Source organism: Methylobacterium sp. UNCCL125 (assembly GCF_900116795.1).
GTDB classification, from domain to species: Bacteria; Pseudomonadota; Alphaproteobacteria; order Rhizobiales; family Beijerinckiaceae; genus Methylobacterium; species Methylobacterium fujisawaense.
Window position 1 is genome coordinate 223,191 of record NZ_FPBW01000006.1, and the last position, 23,607, is coordinate 246,797.

22 protein-coding genes are annotated in these 23,607 nt (G+C 71.7%); 8 read left to right on the top strand and 14 right to left on the bottom strand.

Annotated elements, in window-relative coordinates; genetic code table 11:
• The first annotated feature begins 153 nt into the window (after positions 1-153).
• Positions 154-1,569 carry an endolytic transglycosylase MltG gene (gene mltG, locus BM396_RS07890; protein ID WP_043354625.1) on the top strand — a complete coding sequence of 472 codons (1,416 nt, stop codon included), beginning with the start codon at positions 154-156 and terminating at the stop codon, positions 1,567-1,569.
• An 82-nt stretch (positions 1,570-1,651) separates the two neighbouring features.
• Here mltG and BM396_RS07895 read toward each other — a convergent pair whose 3' ends face one another.
• Complete coding sequence (locus BM396_RS07895) at positions 1,652-2,275, bottom strand: PAS domain-containing protein (RefSeq protein ID WP_244538840.1); 624 nt, start codon at positions 2,273-2,275, stop codon at positions 1,652-1,654.
• Positions 2,276-2,530: 255 nt separating this feature from the next.
• On the opposite strand from BM396_RS07895, the gene BM396_RS07900 reads away from it, so the two are divergent.
• A complete protein-coding gene (locus tag BM396_RS07900; RefSeq protein ID WP_043385162.1) occupies positions 2,531-3,388 on the top strand; it encodes a YicC/YloC family endoribonuclease in 858 nt (285 codons plus the stop codon).
• A gap of 52 nt (positions 3,389-3,440) precedes the next feature.
• Positions 3,441-4,103, top strand: a complete 663-nt coding sequence (gene gmk / locus BM396_RS07905) for a guanylate kinase (RefSeq protein WP_043385106.1) — start codon at positions 3,441-3,443, stop codon at positions 4,101-4,103.
• Between the two features lie 13 nt (positions 4,104-4,116).
• Here gmk and BM396_RS07910 read toward each other — a convergent pair whose 3' ends face one another.
• Entirely contained in the window at positions 4,117-4,563 is a 447-nt protein-coding gene (locus BM396_RS07910) for a DMT family transporter (protein WP_043385103.1), read from the bottom strand.
• Between the two features lie 100 nt (positions 4,564-4,663).
• Between BM396_RS07910 and BM396_RS07915 the strand changes: the two genes are divergently transcribed.
• Positions 4,664-5,557 carry a LysR family transcriptional regulator gene (locus tag BM396_RS07915; RefSeq protein ID WP_043385101.1) on the top strand — a complete coding sequence of 298 codons (894 nt, stop codon included), beginning with the start codon at positions 4,664-4,666 and terminating at the stop codon, positions 5,555-5,557.
• Between the two features lie 5 nt (positions 5,558-5,562).
• Here BM396_RS07915 and BM396_RS07920 read toward each other — a convergent pair whose 3' ends face one another.
• The 10 genes from BM396_RS07920 to BM396_RS07965 form a co-directional block, all read right to left on the bottom strand.
• Positions 5,563-6,156: a biliverdin-producing heme oxygenase gene (locus BM396_RS07920; protein ID WP_043385097.1), complete on the bottom strand. Its 594-nt coding sequence runs from the start codon at positions 6,154-6,156 to the stop codon at positions 5,563-5,565.
• A complete protein-coding gene (locus tag BM396_RS07925; RefSeq protein ID WP_043385094.1) occupies positions 6,153-8,768 on the bottom strand; it encodes a histidine kinase dimerization/phosphoacceptor domain -containing protein in 2,616 nt (871 codons plus the stop codon). The genes BM396_RS07920 and BM396_RS07925 overlap by 4 nt, the downstream gene beginning before the upstream one ends.
• An 84-nt stretch (positions 8,769-8,852) precedes the next feature.
• Positions 8,853-10,238 carry a dihydrolipoyl dehydrogenase gene (locus BM396_RS07930; RefSeq protein WP_043385160.1) on the bottom strand — a complete coding sequence of 462 codons (1,386 nt, stop codon included), beginning with the start codon at positions 10,236-10,238 and terminating at the stop codon, positions 8,853-8,855.
• Between the two features lie 134 nt (positions 10,239-10,372).
• Positions 10,373-11,389: a tRNA pseudouridine(55) synthase TruB gene (gene truB / locus BM396_RS07935; protein ID WP_051044951.1), complete on the bottom strand. Its 1,017-nt coding sequence runs from the start codon at positions 11,387-11,389 to the stop codon at positions 10,373-10,375.
• Positions 11,390-11,456: 67 nt separating this feature from the next.
• Positions 11,457-11,885 (bottom strand): 30S ribosome-binding factor RbfA, encoded by a 429-nt coding sequence (rbfA, locus tag BM396_RS07940; RefSeq protein WP_043354641.1) that lies wholly within the window; start codon positions 11,883-11,885, stop codon positions 11,457-11,459.
• A 103-nt stretch (positions 11,886-11,988) separates the two neighbouring features.
• Entirely contained in the window at positions 11,989-14,919 is a 2,931-nt protein-coding gene (infB, locus tag BM396_RS07945; protein WP_043385089.1) for a translation initiation factor IF-2, read from the bottom strand.
• Between the two features lie 76 nt (positions 14,920-14,995).
• A complete protein-coding gene (locus BM396_RS07950) occupies positions 14,996-15,718 on the bottom strand; it encodes an RNA-binding protein (protein WP_043354654.1) in 723 nt (240 codons plus the stop codon).
• A gap of 25 nt (positions 15,719-15,743) precedes the next feature.
• Positions 15,744-17,387, bottom strand: a complete 1,644-nt coding sequence (gene nusA, locus BM396_RS07955; protein ID WP_043354656.1) for a transcription termination factor NusA — start codon at positions 17,385-17,387, stop codon at positions 15,744-15,746.
• Positions 17,388-17,451: 64 nt separating this feature from the next.
• The gene (gene rimP / locus BM396_RS07960) at positions 17,452-18,216 is read right to left on the bottom strand and encodes a ribosome maturation factor RimP (protein ID WP_043385087.1); all 765 of its coding nucleotides are present in this window, start codon (positions 18,214-18,216) and stop codon (positions 17,452-17,454) included.
• A gap of 367 nt (positions 18,217-18,583) precedes the next feature.
• Positions 18,584-19,594 carry an aldo/keto reductase gene (locus BM396_RS07965; protein ID WP_043354665.1) on the bottom strand — a complete coding sequence of 337 codons (1,011 nt, stop codon included), beginning with the start codon at positions 19,592-19,594 and terminating at the stop codon, positions 18,584-18,586.
• Between the two features lie 209 nt (positions 19,595-19,803).
• On the opposite strand from BM396_RS07965, the gene BM396_RS07970 reads away from it, so the two are divergent.
• The 3 genes from BM396_RS07970 (at position 19,804) to BM396_RS32115 (ending at position 21,685) form a co-directional block, all read left to right on the top strand.
• Complete coding sequence (locus BM396_RS07970; protein WP_051044952.1) at positions 19,804-20,733, top strand: protein-methionine-sulfoxide reductase heme-binding subunit MsrQ; 930 nt, start codon at positions 19,804-19,806, stop codon at positions 20,731-20,733.
• Between the two features lie 68 nt (positions 20,734-20,801).
• Positions 20,802-21,197, top strand: a complete 396-nt coding sequence (locus BM396_RS07975; protein ID WP_043385158.1) for a hypothetical protein — start codon at positions 20,802-20,804, stop codon at positions 21,195-21,197.
• A 110-nt stretch (positions 21,198-21,307) separates the two neighbouring features.
• Positions 21,308-21,685 carry a hypothetical protein gene (locus tag BM396_RS32115; RefSeq protein ID WP_139239466.1) on the top strand — a complete coding sequence of 126 codons (378 nt, stop codon included), beginning with the start codon at positions 21,308-21,310 and terminating at the stop codon, positions 21,683-21,685.
• 12 nt (positions 21,686-21,697) lie between these two features.
• Here the strand turns inward: BM396_RS32115 and BM396_RS32695 are convergent, their stop codons facing one another.
• Both BM396_RS32695 and BM396_RS07980 read right to left on the bottom strand, forming a co-directional pair.
• Complete coding sequence (locus tag BM396_RS32695; RefSeq protein ID WP_164706367.1) at positions 21,698-21,874, bottom strand: hypothetical protein; 177 nt, start codon at positions 21,872-21,874, stop codon at positions 21,698-21,700.
• A 137-nt stretch (positions 21,875-22,011) separates the two neighbouring features.
• Positions 22,012-22,410, bottom strand: a complete 399-nt coding sequence (locus BM396_RS07980) for a DUF4174 domain-containing protein (protein ID WP_043385084.1) — start codon at positions 22,408-22,410, stop codon at positions 22,012-22,014.
• 124 nt (positions 22,411-22,534) lie between these two features.
• Here BM396_RS07980 and BM396_RS07985 point away from each other — a divergent pair, with 124 nt between their 5' ends.
• On the top strand, positions 22,535-23,554 hold the full coding sequence (locus BM396_RS07985; RefSeq protein WP_043385082.1) for an NADP-dependent oxidoreductase: 1,020 nt from the start codon (positions 22,535-22,537) through the stop codon (positions 23,552-23,554).
• Positions 23,555-23,607: the final 53 nt, after the last annotated feature.

A 23,607-nucleotide genomic window follows, 5' to 3' on the forward strand; every position in this document is an offset into this window, starting at 1 on the left:
CCTTGCGTCGAACCGTGCGTCACTGCGCCGCGAAACGGCAATTTCGCCACAAACCCGGCTAGGGTCTAGCGCCTCGACGTGCGCACCCGGTTGCGGGCAGCCGATCCCGGCCCGCAACGCGTGACGGGTCGCGCGGGCCCAGACAGGATCCCGATGTTCTTCCGCCGCTCAAAGACGCCCGCGCCCGAAACCACCGCGCAGGATCCGACGGGCGAGCCCGCCCTGCCGCAGCGGCTCTCGCCGCGCTCCCCCGGCGAGGCGATCAAGCCGACGGTCGCGCCCCCGCCCCCGGAGAAGCCCCAACGCGAGCGGAGCGGCCTCGTGGGCCTCATCAGCGGAGCCCTGACCTTCGCGGTCGTCATCGCCATCGCGGCGATGATCGGGATCACGCTGTTCCAGCGGCAGGTGCGCGAGCCGGGGCCGCTCGCGGCCGACAAGGTTGTTGTGATCCCGACCCACAGCGGAACGGCGGAGATCGCCGAGACCCTGAAGCGCGAGGGCGTGATCGACCATACCGGCCTGTTCGAGTTCGCCGCCCGCTTCGGCGGCCGGCCGGCGCTCCGGGCCGGGGAATACGTGTTCAAGGCGCATGCGAGCATCTCCGACGCCCTCGACACCATCGCCACCGGCCGGCAGGTCCAGCACGCCATCACCTTCCCGGAGGGCCTGACCTCCGAGCAGATCGTCAGCCGCCTCAACGACAATGACGTGCTCACCGGCGAGATCAACGAGATCCCCCCGGAAGGTTCGCTCCTGCCCGACACCTACAAGTTCGAGCGCGGGGCCACCCGTCAGCAGATCGTCAACCTGATGAAGGCCAAGCAGCGCGAGGTTCTGAACCAGATTTGGCTGCGGCGCAGCGCCGACGTGCCGGTGCGGACCCCGGCCGAGATGGTCACCCTCGCCTCCATCGTGGAGAAGGAGACCGGCCGCGCCGACGAGCGGCCCCGGGTGGCCGGCGTCTTCATCAACCGCCTGAACAAGCGGATGAAGCTGCAATCCGACCCGACGATCGTCTACGGCCTCGTGGGGGGCCGCGGCACCCTCGGGCGCGGCATCCTCCGGTCGGAGATCGACCGGCCGACGCCCTACAACACCTACGTCATCGAGGGCCTGCCGCCGGGGCCGATCGCCAATCCCGGCCGGGCCGCCCTGGAGGCGGTGGCCAACCCCTCCCGGACGAAGGACCTCTACTTCGTGGCGGACGGCACCGGCGGCCACGCCTTCGCCGACTCCCTCGAGGCGCATCAGCGCAACGTCGCCCGCTGGCGGGCCGTGGAGAAGAGCCGGCAGGCGCCGCCGGACGCCGTCGACAAGGTCGAGCCGGGTCCGGATCCGGCGACGCCGGGCCGCGCCTCGGCCTACGCGCCGGGCGGTGCGCCCGCGGCCAACGGGATCAACACCAACGCGGCCTTCGCCGCGGATACGGGCACGCCGGGTTCGCGGGCCTTCGACGCCTCCGAGGGCACGCGCCTCGATCCCCTGAAGAACCGCAGCTACGACCTGGGCTCGCCCAAGACGGTGCCGGCCCTGAGCGAACCGGCCCCGGCGCCCCGGGGCCGGCGCTAGGGACCGGCTCCGGCCGGATTGCTGCGACGCGTCGTCGGACGTGACGCAGCCGCGCCGGGCTCACGCAGGGCTCACGCAGGGCTCAATGCGCCTTCGGGTTTCGCGGCCGCCCCTGCCCGTCCGGAGGAGGACCCGACAGGGACGCCGCGATCTGGCGTCCCAGCTCATACAGCAGGGCCTCCAGCAGCGGCTGCACCCGCTTCGCCTCGTCGAGCCCGAGATCGCCGAGGCGCTCCCACAGACGCATCGCGCCATCCGCCATCTGCTCGACGACGGAGCCCTGCTCGGCCGGCGCCCCGAGAAAGCCCGCCGGGGGCTCGAACGGCCCCTCGGTCCGGCTGTCGGTGATGTCGATCACGATCCCACGCCCATAGACCAGCCCGTCCGCGCGGCGCTCGAACCGGCCGCGGGCCAGCACCCAGCGTACGAGCCCGGGGGCGGGCACGATGCGATGCTCCCACGCGAAGAGGCCGCCCTCGTCGCGGACACGGCGGCGCTGAATCTGGTCCCGGGCGAGATCCTCCGGATGGAAGAGCGCGGAGAGCTGCTCCCAGCTCACGCCCTGCGCCGCCTCGGCCTCGGTCAGCCCGAAGATCCGGGCCATCGTCGCATCCCCGCGCACGCGTCCCAGATGCGGCACGTCCTCCCACATGCCGACGCCCAGCGCGGACATGCCGAACGGCGTGAGCGCGGACCTGGTCAACACTGATCGTGGCATGCGCCATCCGGGTTCTTGTGAAAACGACCCGGACCTACGAACACAACTTGATCTTGAAATGCAATGTTGGCGGCGTCGTACGAAAGTCGATCCGTGACGTCCTCGGTGGCGCGGGGGCGACGGGACCCGCGCGCGGGCCGGGATGGGTCCGTCGCAGGGACCGGCCTCTTCCCCGTGGAGAGATCCGTGCTACAGGCCCCGATCTTCACGGGGACGGGGGTCGGCGTGGCCCAGATCACGAGCATGACCGGTTTCGCCCGAGCGGCCGGCAGTACGGGACCGGTCCACTGGGTCTGGGAGGTCCGCAGCGTCAACGGGCGCAGCCTCGACGTGCGCACCCGTGTGCCGGCCGGCTATGACGGGCTCGGCGAGACCGCCCGCACCGCCCTGCAGAAGACCCTGACCCGCGGCCAGTGCCAGCTGACCCTGACGCTCACCAAGCCGGAGACCACCGCGCGGGTGCGGATCAACGAGACGCTGCTGGCGAGCCTCGCCCAGGCGGTGGCCCGGGTGCCGGTCCCCGAGGGTGTGGCCCCCGCCACGATGGATGGGCTGCTCGGCGTCCGCGGCGTGATCGAGGTCGAGGACGAGGCGGCGGACACCGACGCCCTCGCCCGGGATCTGGCCGCAGGCGTGGTCCAGCTGGTCGCGGATCTCGTCGAGGCCCGCCGCGCGGAGGGGCGGCAGCTCGAACAGGTCGTCATCGGCCAGGTCGACCGGATCGCCGCGCTGACCGAGGCCGCGGAGGCGAATCCCGCGCGTCAGCCCGAGGCCGTGCGGGCGCGTCTGGAGGCGGCCGTCGCGGCGCTGGGCGGCAGCGGCCTCGATCCGGACCGTCTGCATCAGGAGGCGATGCTGCTCGCCGGCAAGGCGGACGTGCGCGAGGAACTGGACCGGCTTCGGGCCCATGTGACGAGCGCCCGGGAGCTGCTGGCGGCCGGCGGCGCGATCGGCCGGCGCCTGGACTTCATCGCCCAGGAGTTCGGCCGCGAGTCCAACACGCTGTGCGCCAAGGCCAACGACATCAGCCTGTCGCGGATCGGCCTGGACCTGAAGGCCGTGGTCGAGCAGTTCCGCGAGCAGGTCCAGAACATCGAATGATGCCGGATCAGGATGTGAGAGTACGGATGCGAAACGTCGGGGAGCCACGCGCATGACCGAGCAGGGTGGGAGCGTCTCCGATTCCATCGCGCGGCGGGGGTTGATCCTGATCCTCTCCTCGCCCTCCGGGGCGGGGAAGACGACCCTGACGCGGGCGATCGCCCAGGATCCGAGCTGGGCGCTGGACCTGTCGATCTCCGTGACCACGCGGGGGCGCCGCCCCTCCGAGATCGACGGGCGACACTACCACTTCATCGATCGCGAGGCCTTCGACGACCTGCGCAACCGGGACGACCTGCTCGAATGGGCGGAGGTCCATGGCAATTTCTACGGCACGCCCCGGCGGCCGGTGGAAAAGGTGCTCGGCTCCGGCCGGGACATGATCTTCGACATCGACTACCAGGGCACGCGGCAGGTGCGCTCCAAGCTCGCCCAGGACGTGGTGACGGTCTTCATCCTGCCGCCCAGCATGGCCGAGCTGCGCCAGCGCCTGGAGCGCCGGGCGGAGGATTCGGCCGAGACGATCGAGAAGCGTCTCGCCAATGCCCGGACCGAGATCCAACGCTGGGTCGAGTACGACTACGTCATCGTCAACGACGACCTGCAGGACGCCTTCCGGGCCCTCCAGGGCATCCTGGCGGCGGAGCGGCTCCGGCGGACGCGCCGCACCGGCCTCACCACCTTCGTCGAGGGGTTGCTGGCGGAGACGCCGTGACGCGGACCCGGCTCTACCGGCGGATCAGCACGACGCCGCCGATCAGGAGCGCGACCCCGAAGAGGCGGGGCAGATCGACGGGCCGTTGCGCCAGGCCGAGCAGACCAACCTGATCGAACAGCACCGAGGCGAGCATCTGGCCGGTGACCAGAAGGGCGAAGAAGGTCGCGGCGCCGAGCTTCGGGACGAGCAGGATGGCGAACCCGATGAACAGCGCGCCGAACAGGCCGCCGCTCCAAGTCCACCACGGGATCCGCCCGGCCACGCTTACGGCCGGGGCGGGATCGCGCAGGGCTACGGCGAGCAGAGCCATGCAGGCGAGACCGACCGCGTAGCTGGAGACGCCAGCCCAGGACGCCGAGTCGAGGCCCGCGCGCAGGTTGGCGTTCAGGATCTGCTGCAGGACGAGTCCGGCGCCCGCCAGGACGGCGAGCAGGGCGGAGAGTGCGAAGGCGAGCATCGAGAACGGGCCTCTCGGGTCAGGGTGCCGGGCCTCATTGACAACCGGCACGGTCGATGCCGTCAAATGCCGCCAAGACCCGATTCCATGCACGTTCGGCATGATCAACCCCGCGCATCTCGACCTCTTCCGCGCCGTGATGCGTCACGGCGGCATGACGCGTGCCGCCGAGGTCCTGGGGATCGGTCAACCCCACATCAGTCGTGCCATCGCACAGCTCGAGGCGACACTCGGCTTCACGCTGTTCGTGCGCGGCCACGGCAGCGCCCTCCCGACCCCGGAAGGCGAGGCCTTCGCCCACGAGGTTGCGCAGACGTTCGCCGGGCTGGATCACCTGCGACAAGCCGCGTGCCGCATCCGCGAGCGCGGCACCGGCGGTCTCCGCGTTGCCTGTCAGCCTTCCCTGGCCGCCGGGCTGCTGCCCCGCGCGATCCGGCGGCTCGACGCGGAATGCCCCGGTCTCCGCATTTCCGTCCACGTCCCGAGCCCGGACACGATCTGGTCCTGGGCCGCCTCGGGCCAATGCGATCTCGGACTGGCCCGGCCGCGGTCCGGCCATGCGGGCGTGATCGCCGAGACGTTCCTGCGGGTCGCCGCCGTGTGCGTGCTGCCCCGCGGGCACGCCCTGGCCCGCCGACGGGCCATCACGGCGGCGGATCTCGCCGATGTGCCGTTGATCGCGGCCGGATCGAGTCCCGTGCAGGCGGCGACCGAGGCGGCCTTCGCGCAGGCCGGCGTGACCCCGCATTTCGCCCTGATGGCCGAGTACACCGCGGCGCGCTGCGGCCTCGTCGCCGAGGGTCTCGGAGTCGCCATCGTCGACCCGGTTCCGGCCCGAGCTCTCGGCGGATGTCCCGTCGTGCTTCGGCCGTTCCGGCCCGAGATCCCCATCGAGACCGTGCTGGTGCGGCCGGCGGGACGGCCGCCGGGGCGCCTCGCCGAGCGGCTGATGGTCCATCTGGCGGCGGAGCGTGACGCCCTCGGCGTACGCTGATCGGCTCAGGCGGCGACCGGAGTCTCCGGACCGGGACCGAGCCACGCGCCCATCGCCGAGAAGGTCGACACGGCCGCGCCGGTGAGCGCGGCCTCCGCGGCCGGGTCCTCGCCGAAGATCTCCAGGCGCGTCCGGAAGGCTGCCCACATCGCCCCCGCGGCGGGCCCGTGCGCCCGGTAATAGGCGAGGCCGTCGCCGGAGAAGCCGTGCAGGCCGGCGATGTGGCGGCCGATCAGCTGGCCGCCCAATGTCGAGCCTTCCAGCACGTAGAGCGCGCCCATGGCGGCGGCCGGTCCGTCGAAGACCAGGGAGGTCGGTCGCGGGAGCGCCGCGACCGCGGAGGGCGTCAGGCCGAGATGGTCGAGATCGGCGGCGAGGCGCGTGAGACGGCGGCGCGGCGCCAGGAAAACCTCGTCGGCGAGCCCGGACCCGATGGCGGATTCCCAGACCGCGTGGAACCCGTAGAGACGCCCCAGCAGGTTGCGGTAGCCGCTCAGGGTCGCGACCCGCGCCTGCCAGTCCAGGGACGCCTCCAGCGCCCGGTGAGCCGGATCGGTCGCGGCACGCAGCCGCGCATGCAGGCCGTCGCGGGTTCTCACGCGGTGATCGTGAAGCAGGCGCCGGGATTGTTGGCGACGGTGAGCTTGGCGTTGATCTGATCGAGCATCGCCCGGATCAGCTTCATGCCCAGTCCCGAGCCCTTGCTCCGCGCCTTGGCGTCCGCCCAGTCGTCGGGCAGGCCCGATCCGTCGTCGCAGACCCGCAACTGGACCTCGCCGGGGCCCGATGCCGAGACGCTGACCTCGACACGGCCGCCGCCTGTCGGGTTGGCCGCATACTTGAAGGCGTTGGTGACGAGTTCCGTCGCGATCAGCGAGAGCGCCACCGCCTTGCGGTAGGGCACCATCAGGCCCGGCTCCGCAGAGAGATCGACGGCATGCCCGTCGCCTGCCAGCCCCGCGAGGTCGTTGCACAGGCTCTCGATGGTCTGGCCGAGATCCACCTCGTCGAACCGGTCGGCCTGGTACAGGCTGTCATGCACCCGCGCGACGCTCATCACCCGCGCGGAGGTGTCGGCGAAGGCCTGCCGCGCCTCGCCGTCGGCGATCTGGCGCCGCTGCATCTGCAGGAAGGCCGAGACGATCTGCAGGGAGTTCTTCACCCGGTGGTCGATCTCCCGGGTGAGCAGATCCTTCTGCTCGAGGAGGCGCTCCTTCTCGGCGAGCAGGCCGGTGAGCTCGTCGATCTTGCGGCGTTGGCGCAGCACCACGCCCTCGACGGCCTCCGCCAGGGAGCCGGCGAGGTGGACCTGCCATTCCGCCCAGGGCGCGGCGAAGCCGGTGCGCTCCTCGACCCAGCGCTCGAAGGAGCGGCGGGGCAGCACCGCCACCGGGCCGCTGCCGGCCAGGACGGGCTTGCGCGGGTCGCCACCCCAGGTCACCGTGCTGGGCACCTCCGGCCGGAACCACAGCAGCAGGTTCTCGCGCGAGGCATCGACGAAGACGGCGAGCAGGCCGCTGGCGATCTCCCGATGCGGACCCGCCTCCGGATAATCCGCGGTGAAGCTGTCGCTGCTGTAGGCGACCTCGCCCGCCGGCACGCCCGCCCGCAGCCAGCCCGCGATCGCCGCCACCATGTCGACCGGCGGCGTCCGCCCGATCCCCGTGACCCGGTCGCCTGAAACGATGCCGGCGCCGGTGGCGCCGAACAGGTCGAGCAGCGTCGTCGTGCCGCCGGTCAGGGCCGCCACGAAATCGTCGGATCGGGTCAGGCCGCGCACGAGACGCCCCTCGACGTCGAGATGAGCCTGCCGCTCGGCCCAGAGCCGGCGCGATTCGATCTCCTGCACCCGCATGGCGAAGGCGTCGGTCAGCACCGTGGCGGCCGCACGGGTCTCCGGCGTGACGTAGTGCGGGCGGCGATGGTGCCCGATCATCAGGCCCCAGAGCCGCCCCTCGACCATGATCGAGATCGACATGGAGCCGTTCACGCCGAGATTGCGCTGGTACTCCAGGTGGATCGGCGACAGCGTGCGGTGCTGAGCGAAGGTCAGGTCGATCGGGCCGTTGCCGGCGCCGGGCGCCGAGACCAGCCCGACGGGCACGCTGTCGCGATCGATGACGAAGCGGCTCTTGGCCTTGGTGTAGAGGGCCCGGGCCTGGGCGGGGATGTCGGAGGCGGGGAAGCGCAGGCCCAGCAGGCTGCGCGACCAGTCGGGCACCTTGTCCTCGGCCACGGCCTCGCCGTTCCAGTCCGGGTCGAAGCGGTAGACCAAGACCGCCTCGAAGCCGGTGAGCGCCCGGATCTCGAGGGCTGCGATCCGGGCGATATCCGCCAGGGTCCCGGCCTCGCGCAGGCGGCCGACGGCGAGTTCGGTATCGGCCTGACTGGCGGTGGCGAAATCGTCGGCCGAATCGGGCTCCAGCTCCATCTCCACGATGAGGCGGCCGGCATGGGCATGGGCGACGGCGTGATAGGCGGTCCCGCGGCCCGGGAATGCCAGGGTCCGGCGCAGGGACGCGCCGTCATGGAGGGTCCCGCGCGCCAGACGGGCGCGGATCGCCGCAACGAAATCCGCCGGCAGCACGTCCGCGAGGGGGCGCCCCGCCAGAGGCGGCTCGATCGGATCGACGATCTCGCCGACATTGGCCGAATAGGCGACCACCAGGAGCGTCCCGGCGTCGGCGGCGAGCATCACGGCATTGGGCTGGATCGAGCCCGGGATGTGGATGGGCTCACGCTCGCACAGGCTGGCATCCACCGGCTCGGCGCGCACCCGCCGGCCGATCGCCGCCATGACGGCCTCGCGCGAGTGGTCGGCCCCCAGGCTCTCCACCGGATCGATGGTCAGCCATGTCACCGGGCTGCCCCCGGCGATCTGGCCATGGCGCATATGGATCCGGGCCCGCAGAGGCTGCGGCAGCCGGCCGAAGACGTAGTCGAAGGTCTCGTCCAGCGTCCCGCGGCGGGCCCCTGCCAGAAACCGGCCCCGGAAATTCGGCACGTTGGTGCCCGGCATCACGTCGCGGAAATAGTCCCGCCCCAGCACGGCCTCGCGCGAAAGGCCCGAGATGGCGCTCGCGCCCTCGCTGAAGGCCACGACGGTGCCAGCCGAATCGAGCCCGATCACGCCCTGGTCCAGGCGGTCGAGCGCGTCCGGCGCGATGGCGTCGAGATCGACGTCGGTATTGGGGGCCTGGCTGGGCGGCATCAGGAGCGAAACCGGCTCATTCAACTGGGTATGGCGACGGGATGGGCCGAGCGCAATGCTTGTGATGTCAGCAAGATCAAAACCTCAAGTGCTCTGTACGATCTTAGACATCGCCCTGAACAGCCCTTCCTCAACCGTAGGGTGGTACACTGGCTGATCGTGCAGGGTCTGGGCGGTCTGCTTGTGCGCGACTGCGTAGGTGAGCAGGTGCGCGAGGTGCTCTACGGACGGTCCGAGCATCTCGCCGCCGAGGAGGTGCCCCGACCGGTCGGCCCAGAGCCGGATGCCGCCGCGATTCGTCCCCTCGACGCGGGCGCGGCCCTGATCCGAGAAGTCCATCGTGCCGACGACCCGTCCCGCATTCTCCGGATCGTAGGGGGCGCCGATCACCGCCGCCTGAGGATGGGTGAAAACCATGGCGAGGCGGGTCCAGGGGGCGCGGGCCGCGACCGGGCGGCCCGCGGCCAGGGCGGCAGCGTTGCCCCCCGCGATCCGGCCCTGGCGGCTGGCCTCGTGCAGGACAGGGCGCCAGCCGTCGGCATCGCCCGCGATCAGGATCGGCGCGCCCGCGCAGACGAGGCTGTGCCGGTCGAATTCCGGCACTCCGTCTTCGTCGCGGCGGAGGCCCGCCGCCTCAAGCCGCAAGGCATCCAAGTTGGGGGCCCGGCCGGTGGCGGCCAGCACCCGCGACGCCCGCGTGACCTGTTCGCGCCCGTCACGGTCGATCCAGTGCAGGGATACGCCGTCGCCGTCCGGCGCTGCCGTCCGAACCTCGGCACCGAGGTGAAGATCCAGGTCCGCGCCGAAGATCGCGGCGGCCTGCCGGGCGAGTCCCGGCTCGCTCAGGCCGGCGACGGTGTCACCCGCATCGATCACCGTGACGGCGACACCGAGCCGCGCCATCGCCTGGGCGATCTCGATCCCGACGGGCCCGGCCCCGAGAATGGCCAGCGAATCCGGGAGATCGGGGATTTCGAAGAGGGTATCGGTGGTCAGGACGCGCGCGCCGAGACCCTGCAGGGCTTCCGGCACGATCGGGCTCGACCCGGTGGCGATGACCGCCGCCCGGAAGCGGATCCGGATGGCGTCTCCGATCACCAGCGTGCGGTCGCTCTCGAATCGGGCGGTGCCGCGGAGGCGTTCGTCCTCGGGGAGATCCGCGAGACCGTCGACGACGCTGGCGACGAACCGGTCGCGCTCCGACCGGAGACGCCGCAGCACCGCAGGCCCGTCCACCGTGACGCCGGAGACCCGGATGCCGAACAGCCCGGTGTTGCGGGCCGCGTGGGCAGCAGCGCCCGCGGCGATCAGGAGCTTCGACGGCATGCAGCCGACGCGCGCGCAGGTCGTCCCGCCGGGCCCGCGCTCGATCAGCACCGACCGCGCCCCCGCGGCCGAAGCGGCGCGATGGGCGGCGATGCCGGCTGTGCCGGCACCGATCACCGCCACGTCGTAGTCGAGTTCGCGCATGAGCATCCCGGACCGTTCGCCGGAGCCAAAGCGGTACGGCCGAGGTTCGTTCCGCCTGCGCGATCACGTCTCAGGGCGGCACGGACCGGGCGGGGCTCCGCACGCACCGGACGGGGCGGTGCGGAGCCGGCGTTTCAGGCGCTGCGGCCAGGAGCCGTGCCGCCGAGGTGGAACACCCGGTGCGGGATCAGTTCGCCGCGCTCCACATCGCCGACGGCGACCAGGATGCCAGCACAGGTTGCGAAGGCCTTGCCTTCGACGGGGGCGTCCCGGCCCCGCAGGATCACCGGCTGGCCCCGCATCAGGCGCAGGCCCAGATCACGGGAGACCGCGACTTCCGGGATGGCATCGAGGGCCGTCTCCACCGGTCGCAGATAGGCGAGCGCCGCCTCCGGGCTGCCGTCGGTCAGGGCCGAGACCGGGCAGGCCTCGGCCTCGGAGAAGGGACCGACGCGGGTCCGGCGCAGGGCCGCCACATGGCCGTAGCAGCCGAGCATCCGGCCGAGGTCGCGCGCCAGCGCCCGCACGTAGGTGCCCTTGCCGCACTCCGCCTCGATCACGGTGCGCTCGCCGTCATGCTCGACCACCGCGAGCCGGTCGATCTGCACCGGCCGGGCCACGAGTTCCACCACTTCGCCCTCGCGGGCGAGGTCGTAGGCGCGCTCGCCCTGGATCTTGATCGCCGAGTAGCGCGGCGGCACCTGCTCGATGGCGCCCACGAAGGCCGGGAGCGCGGCCTCGACCGCCGCACGGTCCGGGCGGGTCTCGCTGGTGGCCACGGGACGCCCCTCGGCATCGTCGGTATCGGTCTCGATGCCCCACTGCACGGTGAACCGATAGGCCTTCCGGCCGTCCATCACGAACGGGACGGTCTTGGTCGCCTCGCCGAGGGCGATCGGCAGGATGCCGGAGGCCAGCGGATCGAGGGTGCCGGCATGGCCCGCCTTCTTGGCGTTGAAGGCGCGCTTCACCACCGCGACCGCATGGGTCGAGGTCATGCCGACATGCTTGTCGAGGATCACCCAGCCCGAGACGTCCCGGCGCTTCGGGCGGTCGGGACGCGGCCCGCGCTGCGGACGGCGGCCCTCCGGGCCACGACGCTCAGCGCCCGGCACGGGAGCCTGGTGCTCGGCCGGCGGAAGATCTTCCATGGAAACCGTCATGTCCGCGTTGTCCCCCGGGGTCGATGCCCCGTCCCTTTCTGTTGGGTATCGGGACTCAATGCCCCGTCCCGGTCTCCGGTTCGTCGTCCTCGTGCCCGGTCTCAAGGTCGCGCTGGACCCGCTCGTCCCGCAGCAGCTTGTCGATGCGGGCCGCCTCGTCGAAGGTCTCGTCCCGTCGGAACCGCAGCTCCGGGGCGAATTTCAGGTTCACCCGCCGCGCCACCTCCTGGCGCAGCACCTTCCGGTGACGCTCCAGGGCGGCGATCACCGGCGCCTCGTCGAGACCGCCGAGCGGCATCACGTAGGCGGTGGCGAGCTTCAGGTCGGGCGACATCCGCACCTCCGGGACGGTCACGACATGCGTGCCGAGCACCGGATCCTGGATATCGCCGCGCTGGAGCACCTCGGCGAGCGCGTGGCGCACGAGTTCGGCCACGCGCTGCTGGCGCTGCGAGGGGCCGGTGGAAGTCGGTTTCTGGGCCATTCTGTCTCGGGCCTTTCCGCCGGAGCGGACGGCTCACGTCCTGAAAACGAAAAGACGGCCGCGGCAGGTGCCGCGGCCGCCCTGTCCGGATGAGTCCGGCGTGTCAGAGGGTGCGGCGGATCTCCTCGACCCGGTAGCACTCGATCACGTCGCCGGCGCGCATGTTCTCGAAGTTCTCGAAGGCCATGCCGCACTCCTGGCCGGAGGTGACTTCCTTCGCATCGTCCTTGAAGCGCTTGAGGGTCTTCAGCTTGCCCTCGTGGATCACGACGCTGTCGCGGATCAGGCGGACATGGGCGCCGCGCTCGACGATGCCGTCCTGGACGCGGCAACCCGCGACCTTGCCGACCTTCGAGACCTCGAAGACCTCCTGGATGACGGCCTCGCCCAGGCGCTCCTCGCGGAGCGTCGGCGGCAGCATCCCCGACAGCGTGGCTTTGATGTCGTCCACGAGGTCGTAGATGATGTTGTAGTACCGGATCTCGATGCCGGCCCGCTCGGCGGCCTCGCGGGCCTCCTTGAGGGCGCGCACGTTGAAGCCGATAACCACCGCCTTGGAGGCCTGCGCCAGGGTGATGTCCGACTCGGTGATGCCGCCGACACCCGCCAGGAGGATGCGGGCCGCGACCTCGTCGTTGCCGAGCTTCTCCAGCGCGCCCGAGATCGCCTCGACCGAGCCCTGCACGTCGCCCTTGATGACGACCGGCAGTTCCTTCCGGCCGGCGCCTTCCTTGAGGTCGCGCATCATATCGACGAGCGACCGGTTGGCGCCGCCGGTCCGGGCGTTCTGACGCTCGCGCTTCTGGCGAGCGCGGTACTCGGTGACCTCGCGGGCGCGGGCCTCGCTCGGCACCACGGTCACGCGGTCGCCGGCGTCCGGCGTGCCGTTGAAGCCCAGCACCTCCACGGGGACCGAAGGCCCGGCGTACTGGACGTTCTCGCCGAGGTCGTCGATCAGGGCGCGCACGCGGCCCCACTCGGCGCCCGCCACGACGATGTCGCCGGTGAACAGGGTACCGCGCTGGACCAGGACCGTGGCCACGGGGCCGCGACCGCGGTCGAGCTGCGCCTCGATGACCGTACCCTCGCCGTCGCGCTTCTCGTTGGCGCGCAGGTTCATGATCTCGGCCTGGATCTGGATACCCTCCAGAAGCTCCGGCAGTCCTTCGCCGGTCTTGGCCGAGACCTCGAACTCGAGGGTCTCACCGCCCATCGACTCGACCTGGATGTCGTGCTGCAGCAGCTCCGTGCGGACCCGCTCCGGCTTGGCATCCGGCTTGTCGATCTTGTTGACCGCGATGATCAGCGGGACACCGGCCGCCTTGGCGTGCTGGATGGCCTCGATGGTCTGGGGCATGACGCCGTCATCGGCCGCGACCACGACCACGACGATGTCGGTGACCTTGGCGCCGCGGGCGCGCATCGACGTGAACGCCGCGTGGCCCGGGGTGTCGATGAAGGTGATCATGTCGCCGGACGGCGACGCGACCTGATAGGCGCCGATGTGCTGGGTGATGCCGCCGGCCTCGCCCTCGACCACGTTCGCCTTGCGGATCGCGTCGAGCAGCGACGTCTTGCCGTGATCGACGTGGCCCATGATGGTGACCACCGGCGGACGGGGATCGAGATCCTCCTCCAGATCCGGCTCGTCGGACGACAGGCCCTCCTCGACGTCGGATTCGGCGACGCGACGGACCGTGTGACCGAGCTCCTCGGCGATGAGCTGGGCGGTGTCCGAATCGATCACGTCGGTGATCTTGTGGATCTGGCCCTGCTTCATCAGCATGCGGATCACATCGACGGCCCGCTCCGACATGCGGTTGGCGAGTTCCTGGATCGTGATCGTCTCGGGGATCGTCACCTCGCGGGACAGCTTCTCCTTCTGCTCCACCTGACCGCGGCCGCTCATGCGCTGCTGGCGGCGGCGGAACGAGGCGACCGAGCGTGTCCGCTCGTCCTCGCCCGAGGTGGCGTTGGCGATGGTCAGGCGACCGCGGTTGCGGTCGCCGCCCGGCGACTTCGGCGTCTTGGGCGGCGTGATGATCTTGAGCGGCATGCCGGGACGGCGGATGACCCGCTTGGTCTCGGACTCGTCGTCGTTGGTCTGGGCACCGCGACCGGCCGGCCGCGCCGCGGCGCCGGCACCGGCGGGACGGGCGGCGGTCGCTGGCGTCGCGCTCTTCTCGGGCTCGGGCGCCGGAGCGGGCTTGGCCATGAAGTTGAGATCGCGCGGCTTGCGCGAATCGGCCGTGATCGTCTTGCGCGGCTCGCCCGTGGAGGGTCGGGGCGTCAGCGGGGGGCGCGGCGCGGCCGGAGCCGCGGCGGGCGCAGCCGGACGCGCGGCGGCCGGACGGGCCGGCGCAGCGGCCGGACGCGCGGGCGCAGCCGCAGCCGGACGGGCAGCGGCAGGCGGCGCGGCAGGCGCTTCGGCCGGACGGGCAGGTGCAGCAGCGGCAGGCGCAGCGGCGGTGGGGGCGGGAGCGGGCGCGGGAGCGGCCGCCTGGGCTTCGGCTGCCTTTTCAGCAGCCTTGGCGGCCTCAGCCGCCGCAGCGGCGGCTGCCGCAGCCGCGGCCTTGCGCTCCTCCTCCTCGCGGCGGCGGGCCTCGGCGGCCTCGCGTTCGCGGCGGGCCTGCTCCTCGGCTTCGCGGCGGCGCGCCTCGGCCTCGGCCTCGGCCTTGCGGCGGGCCTCGGCCTCACGGCGCTGCGCGTCGGCGAGGGCTGCCGCGCGGGCGGCGCTCTCCTGTTCGCTCAGCGTGCGCAGGACCACACCCGAGGCCGGCCGCTGGGCCGGACGGGGGGCCGCGGCCGCGGGCGCGGCCGGTGCCGGACGCGGTGCGGGTGCAGGCTCACGGGCAGGAGCGGCCGGAGCCGCGCCGATCACGCGGCGCTTCACCGTCTCGACCACGACCTGCTTGGAGCGGCCATGGGAGAAGCTCTGACGCACGGTGCCCGCCTCGATCGGCCGCTTGAGGGAAAGCGGCTTCGGGGAAGTCCGATTCAGAGTCTTGTCGCCCGGGTTATTCGTATCGCTCATTCAGCCTGAACCCTGAGGGTTTCCATCGTCCCGTGAACCGACGCCCGGTGGCGCCGGCCAAATCCGTCCTGCGTCGTCAACGTGAGGCTTCATCGATCCCGCCGATTCGGGCTGGATCGGGCTCCCCGGTCGCCGCGGCGGCGCCCTCGAAGGAGCGTAGCCGACGCCAACGCGACAGGCAGCCGGCGGCTCCGGCTCCTGCGACGAGCGCAGCGTGTATCACATGACCCCGACCTAAAGCCATGTCCAATTCGTCTTCGAACAGGTCATCGATGATCGGGATCCTTGACATGGCCTCGCCATGGCGCCTGTGCAAGGCCGACGCAATCTTCCGCCGGCCATCCGGGCTCGCCTCGGCGGCGTGGATCACCGCGATGGCACCGGGCTGACCGCCGATCGCCGCCTCGACCTTCGAGAAGCCCGCGACGATGCAGCCCGCCTTGTTGGCGAGCGCGATGGCCTGCCGCAGATCCTCCCGGAGCCCCGCGGCGATCCGGTCCGGCAGATCGGGCGCGGCCGGGGTCGGCCCCTTGAAGGCCCGCGAGAAAAGATTCTTGCGCACGGCGGTGGCGACCGCCTCGCGCCGGGCGCTGATCCAGGCGCCGCGCCCCGGGAGCTTGGCGCGCAGGTCGGGGACGACGCTGCCGTCCGGCCCGCGCACGAACCGGATCATCGCCTCCGGCGCCTGGGCGACGCGCGTGACGAGGCAGGTCCGCTCGGGCGCGCGGCGGCCAGGGCCGGCATCGAGCCCCCCGGCAGCCAGCCCGTCCTCGGGCAGGGTCGTGTCGTCCGCGACCATCGCGTTTCCGCCGCCGGCCTTCGGCTCAGCCCTCGGCCCGGGCGGCTTCTTCGCCCTCGGCCGCCTCGGCCCCTTCCTCGGCCCCTTCCTCGGCACCGTCTTCGCCTTCCGGCTCCGGCAGCGCCTCGATCCAGCCGGCCTTGAGGCGGGCGGCCATGATCAGAGCTTCCGCCTCGGCGCGGGACAGGTCGAAGCCGTCGAGGTAGCCCGCATGACGCACCGCTTCGGGGCCGCGGCCTTCCGTGTAGCCGACGAGATCATCGGTGGCGCAGCCCGCCAGATCCTCGACGCTCTTCACGTCGTTCTCGCCAAGGGCGACCATCATGGGCGTGGTGATGCCCTCGATCTCGCGGAGCTCGTCGGCGACGCCGAGCTCGGTGCGGCGGGCGTCGTGGGCCTGCTCGATCCGGGCGAGGTGGTCCTGGGCGCGGGCCTGGATCTCGGTGCCGGTTTCCTCGTCGAGACCCTGGATGCCGGAGAGCTCCTGGATGTCGACGTAGGCGATCTCCTCGACGTTGCGGAAGCCTTCCGCCGCGAGCAGCTGGCCGACGGTCTCGTCGACGTCCAGCGCCTCCATGAAGACCTGGGTCCGCTCGGCGAACTCCTTCTGGCGGCGCTCCGACTCCTCGGCCTCGGTGAGGATGTCGATGTCCCAGCCGGTGAGCTGGGAGGCGAGGCGCACGTTCTGGCCGCGGCGGCCGATGGCCAGCGACAGCTGGTCGTCCGGCACCACCACCTCGATGCGGTCGGCCTCCTCGTCGAGCACCACCTTCACCACCTCGGCGGGCTGGAGGGCGTTGACGATGAAGGTCGCCTCGTCCTCGGACCACGGGATGATGTCGATCTTCTCGCCCTGCAGCTCGCCGACCACGGCCTGCACGCGCGAGCCGCGCATGCCGACGCAGGCGCCAACCGGGTCGATGCTGCCGTCACGGGAGATCACCGCGATCTTGGCGCGGGAGCCCGGGTCGCGGGCCACAGCCTTCACCTCGACGATGCCGTCGTAGATCTCGGGCACTTCCTGGCCGAACAGCTTGGCCATGAACTGCGGGTGCGAGCGCGACAGGAAGATCTGCGGCCCGCGCACTTCCGAGCGCACGTCGAACAGGTAGGAGCGGATGCGGTCGCCCGGCCGGAAGGTCTCGCGCGGGATCATCTCGTCCCGGCGCACGATGCCCTCGCCGCGGCCCAGATCCACGATGACGTTGCCGTACTCGACCCGCTTCACGATGCCGTTGAGGATCTCGCCGATGCGGTCCTTGTACTCGTCGAACTGGCGGGCGCGCTCGGCGTCGCGCACCTTCTGGACGATGACCTGCTTGGCCGACTGGGCGGCGACGCGGCCGAAATCGAAGGGCGGCAGGGTGTCGGAGATGACGTCGCCGACGAGGGCCCCCGGGTTGTAGCGGCGGGCCTGGTCCAGGGTGATCTCGCGGGCGTCATTCTCCACCTGATCGACGACCAGGAGGTGGCGCGAGAGGCGCAAAGCCCCGGTCTTCGGGTCGATCTCGGCGTGAACGTCGGTCTCGGCGCCGTAGCGGGAGCGCGCGGCCTTGGCGATCGCCTCCTCCATCGCGTCGATGACGATGGAGCGGTCGATCACCTTCTCGCGGGCGACCGCATCGGCGATCTGGAGGAGTTCGAGCCTGTTGGCGCTGACGACGGCCATCGGTGTCGGTCCTTCTCTTCCGTCAAATCTTCGAGCCGGCCGCCGGGCGGCCGACATTGGGGTCTCAATGCAGCGAATCGCGGTCCTTCAGCCGGGACGCCTTGGTCACGACCGGCTTCTTCGGACCGGTCCGCGCCGGCTTCTGGAGCTTGGCCGCGGGGCTGGCCTTCCGGGGCCCCTTCGGCTGGAAGGGGCTGCGCGCCGGCGGCGCCGCGCGCTCCTCGGCGGGCTCCGCGTCATCCGTCTCCTCGGCCTCGTCCGCGGGGGGCGGTCCGCCGCGGCGGAGCGATTCGCGGATCAAGTCGTCGGTGAGGACGAGATGGGCCTCGGCGAGGTCCTTGAGCGGCAGGTCGATGCGGCTCGGCAGCCCTTCCTTCACGTCGGGCAGGTCGATCGGGACCGTCTGCCTGTCCAGATCCGGCGCGCCGAGGATGCCGCGGAAGCGCTTGCGCCCATCGAGCGGCGGGCTCAGCTCGACCTTGGCCTCGTAGCCGACCCAGCGGGCGAAGTCCGAGATCCGCACCAGCGGCCGGTCGATCCCCGGCGAGGACACTTCCAGGTTGTAGGCGCCGCCCACCGGATCGTCGACGTCGAGGATCGGCGAGATCGCGCGGCTCACCGCCTCGCAATCGTCGATGGTGAAGGAGCCGTCCGGCCGCTCCGCCATGATCTGCACGGTGCAGCCGTTGATGTTGGACATCTTCACCCGGACCAGCCGGAAGCCGAGGCCTTGGAGCGGCCCCTCGATCGCCTGCGCGACGCGCGCGGCGACACCGGCCTCGCGGACGAGGCGCTTTTCGGACAGATCCGCTTCGATCTCGGACGACATGGGTTTGAGCGCGCAACCTTCGCGGCGTTCTGCGTGGCCCGCCCGCGGCGTGCGGCCTTGTGCGGCGAGAGGCTCTGCGGCGAAAAAAAAGAGCGGACCCGGTGGGGCCCACTCCCGAACCGCAGCCTCTCGACTGCCATCAGAACTGTTGAGAGCTAGATAGCGACCCTCGGCCGGGAGCGCAAGACGGATCAGGCGCACGACGCAGCCCTGTTCGTCCCGATCTCGGCCTCATCCTGAGGTGCCGGAGCGTCGCGGCGGCCTCGAAGGAGGCCTCGAAGGCGGTCTCCAGGGATCGCGCGCTGTCCGGAGGGCTCCTTCGAGGCGCGCGCACCTCTGGATGAGGGGGTTGGGGATCGGCTGCCTTTCAGCCGCCGCGCGGCACCCGCCCCTCGAGCGGATAGGCGGGATCGTTGTAGCCCGGCGTGGTCGGATGGCCCGCAGCCACGAACCCGTCCACCAGCGCCTCGTCCTCCGGGGTGAAGGCGTAGTCGAGGGCGCCGAGATATTCCTGCCACTGCGCCTCGGTGCGCGGCCCGGCGATGACGCCGGTGACGAGGCGGTTGTTCAGCACCCAGGCGGTGGCGAACTGGCCGGCCGTGATGCCCCGCGCCTCGGCGTGCGCCTTCAGGGTCCGGGCGATGCGCAGGGATTCCGGGCGCCACTCGGTCTGCATCATCCGGGTGTCCTGGCGACCGGCGCGGGATTCGGCCGGCGGCGGGGCATCCGGGTCGTACTTCCCGGTGAGCACGCCGCGGGCGAGCGGCGAGTACGGCACGACGCCGAGCCCGTAATGGGCGCAGGCCGGCAGGTGCTCGGTCTCGGGCATGCGGTTGAAGGCGTTGTAGTAGGGCTGGCTCACCACCGGCCGGTCGATCCCCAGCTCGTCGCAGAGCCGGCAGATCTCGGCGACCCGCCAGGAGCGGTGGTTCGAGACGCCGAAATGGCGGATCTTGCCCGCCCGCACGAGGTCGGCCATCGCCCGGACCGTCTCGGCGAGCGGCGTATCGTGGTCTTCCTTGTGCAGGTAGTAGATGTCGATGACATCGGTGCCGAGGCGGCGCAGGCTGTCCTCGGCGGCCTTCATCACGTGGACCCGCGACAGGCCGCGGTCGTTGACGCCCTCGCCCGTCGGGTTGGCGACCTTGGTGGCCAGGATCCAGGCGGCGCGGTCGCCCTTGATCGCCCGGCCGGTGATCTCCTCCGAGCGGCCCTCCGTGTAGACGTTGGCCGTGTCGATGAAGTTGATCCCCGCCTCCCGGGCGCTGCCGACGATGCGGCCGGCGGTGGCCTCGTCGGTGGGGCCGCCGAACATCATCGTGCCGAGGCAGATCGGCGAGACCTTGAGGCCGGAGCGGCCGAGTTTGCGGTACTGCATGGGATCCATCCGGTGTCCGTCGCCCCGCTATCTCGCCGCGGCGCGGCCGAGGTCAACCGTGCCGGGCGACAGGCCCGTGTAACCTGCGCCCGGCCGCGGCGAACCGACCCGTGCCGGCACCGGAGCCCGGGGGCGGCCGTTCTCGCCGTGGCGCATGTCGCTGGCGGGTCGCCGCCGTCCCTCACCGAAAAAGAGCCTGTCCGAGACCCATGATCGACCGCTCGGCCGTTCTCCCCGCCATCCCCCGCCCCTGGCTCGACCGGGCCGGTCGCCTCTCCTGGCTGAAGCTCGCGGTCTTCCTGGCCTGCATCGCCCCGGCCCTGTACCTCGCGGCCGCCTACCGGCTCGACGCGCTGGGCGCGAAGCCGATCACCGCGCTGATCCACGCCACCGGCGAATGGGCGGTCCGCTTCCTGCTGTTTTCCCTGGCGATCTCGCCGCTCCGCCGCATCGCCGACTGGGCGAAGGTCATCGCGGTGCGGCGGATGCTCGGCATCACCGTGATGGCCTACGCGGTGGCCCATCTCACCCTCTACGCCGTCGACCAGAACCTGATCCTCACCAAGGTCGTCTCGGAGATCGCCCTGCGGCTCTACCTGACGATCGGCTTCGTGGCGCTGATCGGCCTGATCGCCCTCGGCCTGACCTCCACGGATGCGGCGATCCGGAACCTCGGCCCGAACTGGAACCGGCTGCACCGCCTCGTCTACACGATCGCCGTCCTGGCCCTCGTCCATTACTTCCTGCAGTCCAAGATCGACGTCACCGATCCGGTCTTCTCGGCCGGCCTGTTCCTGCTGCTGATGGGCTGGCGGGTGATGCGGCGGTTCAAATGGCCGGAGCGGCCCTGGTCGCTCCTGCTGCTCGCGATCCTCGCCGGCCTCGCCACCGCGGGTCTCGAGGCCGCCTGGTACGGGCTCGCCAGCGGCGTCCCGGCCAGCCTCGTGCTCGCCGCCAACCTGGACTTCTCCGGGCCGATCCGGCCGGCCTGGTGGGTGCTGGCGGTCGGCCTGTCGCTGCCGCTCCTGGCGCTGGTGCGCGGTCCGAAGGCGCGCGCCGCCGGCCCGGCGCCGACGAGGCGGCCGGCCGCCACGCCCCGCCGGGATCCGGTCCGGGAGCCCTTGTCGCCGCGGGCCTGATGCCGCAGAACCCGCTCCCGGTCCTCCGCCGCCGGCGGCCCCGGGCCCAGCGGAGCTTTCAAGACGCCATGCGCGGCACGCTTCTCCTGATCGCGGGCTTGCTCGCGCCGACGGTCGCCCTCGCGACACCGCCCGCACCCGCGAAGCCGGCCGCCAAGGCGGCTCCCGCCGCGCCGCCCCCGGCGGCCGCGGCACAGGCCGTCGCAGCCTGCACGGCGCCCGAGCCGCCGCCGGCCTCGGCCCGCCCGACCAAGCCGGCGCTGCCGCAGAAGCCCGCCTGCCTCGACGCCAAGGAGGGCTGCCCGGGCTGGGAGGGCTACAGCTACAACGACGCGATCAAGGCCTATAACCTGCAGGCGCAGGCCTTCCGGCCGATCGCCGAGGCCTACCTGCAGAAGCTCAACGCCTACGTGAAGGCGAGCGCGGACTACGCCCAGTGCGAAGTCAACGCGATGCAGAAATAGCCGGCTGAACGGCACCCGACAGCACCACACGGGGAGGGTTCAGGCGCATTGGCGCTAGCTCCGGTGATGATGGCCGCGATCCCCGCGCGCCCGCTCACGCCGAGGCCCCCGTGCCCGCTCGTCGTTCCCTCGTCCGCACAGCTTTCTGCGCCCTGCTCCTCGCCACGGGCCCGGCGCTGGCCGCCGATTTCGACGGTCCCTACGCGCCTCCTCATGGCTATGGCGATCCCGCTCAGGAGGAGGAGCCGGAGCGCCGACCGCCGCCGCCGCCGCCACGTCCCGACGCCGCGTTCCGCGGCCCCCGCTTCACGGCGGCGCCCCCCGAAGCATGCCGGGAATTCGTGCGGCGTCGGTTCGATCCGGATGGCGCGCCGGTTTTGCGCCGGGTGCGGGTCTGCGACGAGCCGGTCGTCGACCGCGGGCCGCCCCCGCCGCCTCCGCCGCCGGAGGACATTCCGCCCCGTCGCTGGGGCGGACCGCGCTGGTAGCGTCGCGCCGGCTCAGATGCGGGCCGGCGCCTTCTTGAGGGCGGCCGCGAAGGCCTTGAGCTGGCGGTTCAGATCCGCCAGTTCGTTCAGCGCGATGGTCTTATGGCCGTCGCGGACCGCGCGCTCGATATCCTCGACCTGCAGGTCGACGAGGCGGCGGATGGCGGTGGCGACTTGTTGTCGGGTCATCGATTCGAGCGTCTCGTCCGAGCGTCCTGGCGGGCCTCAACGGACGGCCGATACGCGGCCGTCGACACGTTTCGGTGATAGGCCGGTAGGCTTAACCGTTGGTGTCCGCACCCCGTCGGTTCACAGGGGATCCGGCCCTAGCGGCGCTCGCGCATCTCGGCGCGGCGCATCGGCATCGCGTCGATCGTGGCGAACAGCGCCTGCGGGGCGATCGGCTCCTCGGCGGTGAGCTTGGCGCCGCCGTCCTTGCCGATCAGAACGGCGCGGAAGCTGTCCGCGGGCAGGCCGAGCCGGGTGCGCAGGGCCTGCGCCTGCGCCCCGGACCCGACCGCTTCCAGCACCACGAGGTCGCGGTCGGCGAGACCGGTGCGGGCCGAACCCAGGGCCGCCCGCTGCGCCCGGAGATCCGCGTCCCCGGCCTCGGGCGCCGACAGGACCAGCACCCGCGCGCGGTCCCGATAGGCGTCGAGGGGACCGGCCAGGGCGGCCCCTGTCGCCATCGCCGCCAGCCCGAATCCCAGTGCCGTTCCCCGCATGCCGCCGCTCCGCGCTCCCGAGACGGGACAACGCGCGAGCCGTCCGGGAGATCACAGCCGCGCCTTTGCCTCCACGGTCCGGCGCCCCAGATCGGAGGCGACAGGCAATAACCGGGAGTTCGCCATGACCACCGCCATGAACCGACGCATCGTCCTGGCCTCGCGCCCGCACGGTGAGCCGCGGCCCGAGAACTTCCGCCTGGAGGAGGTGCCGGTGCCGCAGCCCGGACCCGGCCAGGTCCTCCTGCGCACCCGCTGGCTGTCCCTGGATCCCTATATGCGCGGCCGGATGAGCGACGCGAAATCCTACGCGGCGCCCGTCGAGATCGGCGCGCCGATCACCGCCGAGACGGTGGGCGAGGTGGTCGCCTCGAACCACCCGGACTATGCCGTGGGCGAGATGCTGACCGCCTTCGCGGGCTGGCAGGACTATTTCGTCACCGACGGCAAGGGCTCGCGCAAGGTCGATCCCGCCGCCGCCCCGCCCTCGACGGCGCTGGGCGTGCTCGGGATGCCGGGCATGACCGCCTATACCGGCCTCCTCAACATCGGCCGGCCGAAATTCGGCGAGACCGTCGTGGTGGCCGCCGCCGCCGGCCCGGTGGGCTCCCTGGTCGGGCAGATCGCCAAGATCCACGGCGCCCGCGCCGTCGGGATCGCGGGCGGCCCCGAGAAGTGCCGCTACCTCACGGAGGAACTCGGCTTCGACGCCGCCGTCGATCATCGCGGCCCCGACCTGCCCGGCGCGCTGGCCGCCGCCTGCCCGAAAGGCATCGACGTCTACTTCGAGAATGTCGGCGGCGCGGTCTTCGCCGCCGTGATGCCCTTGCTCAACCCCTTCGCGCGGATCCCGGTCTGCGGCCTCGTCTCGGCCTACAACGCCACCGAGGTGCCCGCCGGCCCGGACCGCCTGCCCGGCCTGATGCGTGCGGTCCTGACCAACCGGCTGCACATCCAGGGCTTCATCGTCTGGGACTTCGCCGAGCAGGCCGAGACGTTCCGCAAGGAGGTCGCCGGCTGGATCCAGGACGGACGCGTCCGCTATCGCGAGGACGTGGTCGAAGGCCTGGAGAATGCCCCGGAGGCGTTCATGGGCCTGTTGAAGGGCCGGAATTTCGGCAAGCTCGTCGTTCGCGTGTCCTGACGGCTTCTTGCCGCCGATCTGGAACGGATATAGAACAAACAGACCCGACGGCG

Excerpts from the sequence above, each read along its gene's own strand:
- mltG (WP_043354625.1), top strand. The coding sequence starts at position 154 with ATGTTCTTCCGCCGCTCAAAGACGCCCGCGCCCGAAACCACCGCGCAG.
- BM396_RS07900 (WP_043385162.1), top strand. The coding sequence starts at position 2,531 with ATGACCGGTTTCGCCCGAGCGGCCGGCAGTACGGGACCGGTCCACTGG.
- gmk (WP_043385106.1), top strand. The coding sequence starts at position 3,441 with ATGACCGAGCAGGGTGGGAGCGTCTCCGATTCCATCGCGCGGCGGGGG.
- BM396_RS07910 (WP_043385103.1), bottom strand. The coding sequence starts at position 4,563 with ATGCTCGCCTTCGCACTCTCCGCCCTGCTCGCCGTCCTGGCGGGCGCC.
- BM396_RS07915 (WP_043385101.1), top strand. The coding sequence starts at position 4,664 with ATGATCAACCCCGCGCATCTCGACCTCTTCCGCGCCGTGATGCGTCAC.
- BM396_RS07925 (WP_043385094.1), bottom strand. The coding sequence starts at position 8,768 with ATGCCGCCCAGCCAGGCCCCCAATACCGACGTCGATCTCGACGCCATC.
- BM396_RS07930 (WP_043385160.1), bottom strand. The coding sequence starts at position 10,238 with ATGCGCGAACTCGACTACGACGTGGCGGTGATCGGTGCCGGCACAGCC.
- truB (WP_051044951.1), bottom strand. The coding sequence starts at position 11,389 with ATGGAAGATCTTCCGCCGGCCGAGCACCAGGCTCCCGTGCCGGGCGCT.
- rbfA (WP_043354641.1), bottom strand. The coding sequence starts at position 11,885 with ATGGCCCAGAAACCGACTTCCACCGGCCCCTCGCAGCGCCAGCAGCGC.
- infB (WP_043385089.1), bottom strand. The coding sequence starts at position 14,919 with ATGAGCGATACGAATAACCCGGGCGACAAGACTCTGAATCGGACTTCC.
- BM396_RS07950 (WP_043354654.1), bottom strand. The coding sequence starts at position 15,718 with ATGGTCGCGGACGACACGACCCTGCCCGAGGACGGGCTGGCTGCCGGG.
- nusA (WP_043354656.1), bottom strand. The coding sequence starts at position 17,387 with ATGGCCGTCGTCAGCGCCAACAGGCTCGAACTCCTCCAGATCGCCGAT.
- rimP (WP_043385087.1), bottom strand. The coding sequence starts at position 18,216 with ATGTCGTCCGAGATCGAAGCGGATCTGTCCGAAAAGCGCCTCGTCCGC.
- BM396_RS07965 (WP_043354665.1), bottom strand. The coding sequence starts at position 19,594 with ATGCAGTACCGCAAACTCGGCCGCTCCGGCCTCAAGGTCTCGCCGATC.
- BM396_RS07970 (WP_051044952.1), top strand. The coding sequence starts at position 19,804 with ATGATCGACCGCTCGGCCGTTCTCCCCGCCATCCCCCGCCCCTGGCTC.
- BM396_RS07975 (WP_043385158.1), top strand. The coding sequence starts at position 20,802 with ATGCGCGGCACGCTTCTCCTGATCGCGGGCTTGCTCGCGCCGACGGTC.
- BM396_RS32695 (WP_164706367.1), bottom strand. The coding sequence starts at position 21,874 with ATGACCCGACAACAAGTCGCCACCGCCATCCGCCGCCTCGTCGACCTG.
- BM396_RS07980 (WP_043385084.1), bottom strand. The coding sequence starts at position 22,410 with ATGCGGGGAACGGCACTGGGATTCGGGCTGGCGGCGATGGCGACAGGG.
- BM396_RS07985 (WP_043385082.1), top strand. The coding sequence starts at position 22,535 with ATGACCACCGCCATGAACCGACGCATCGTCCTGGCCTCGCGCCCGCAC.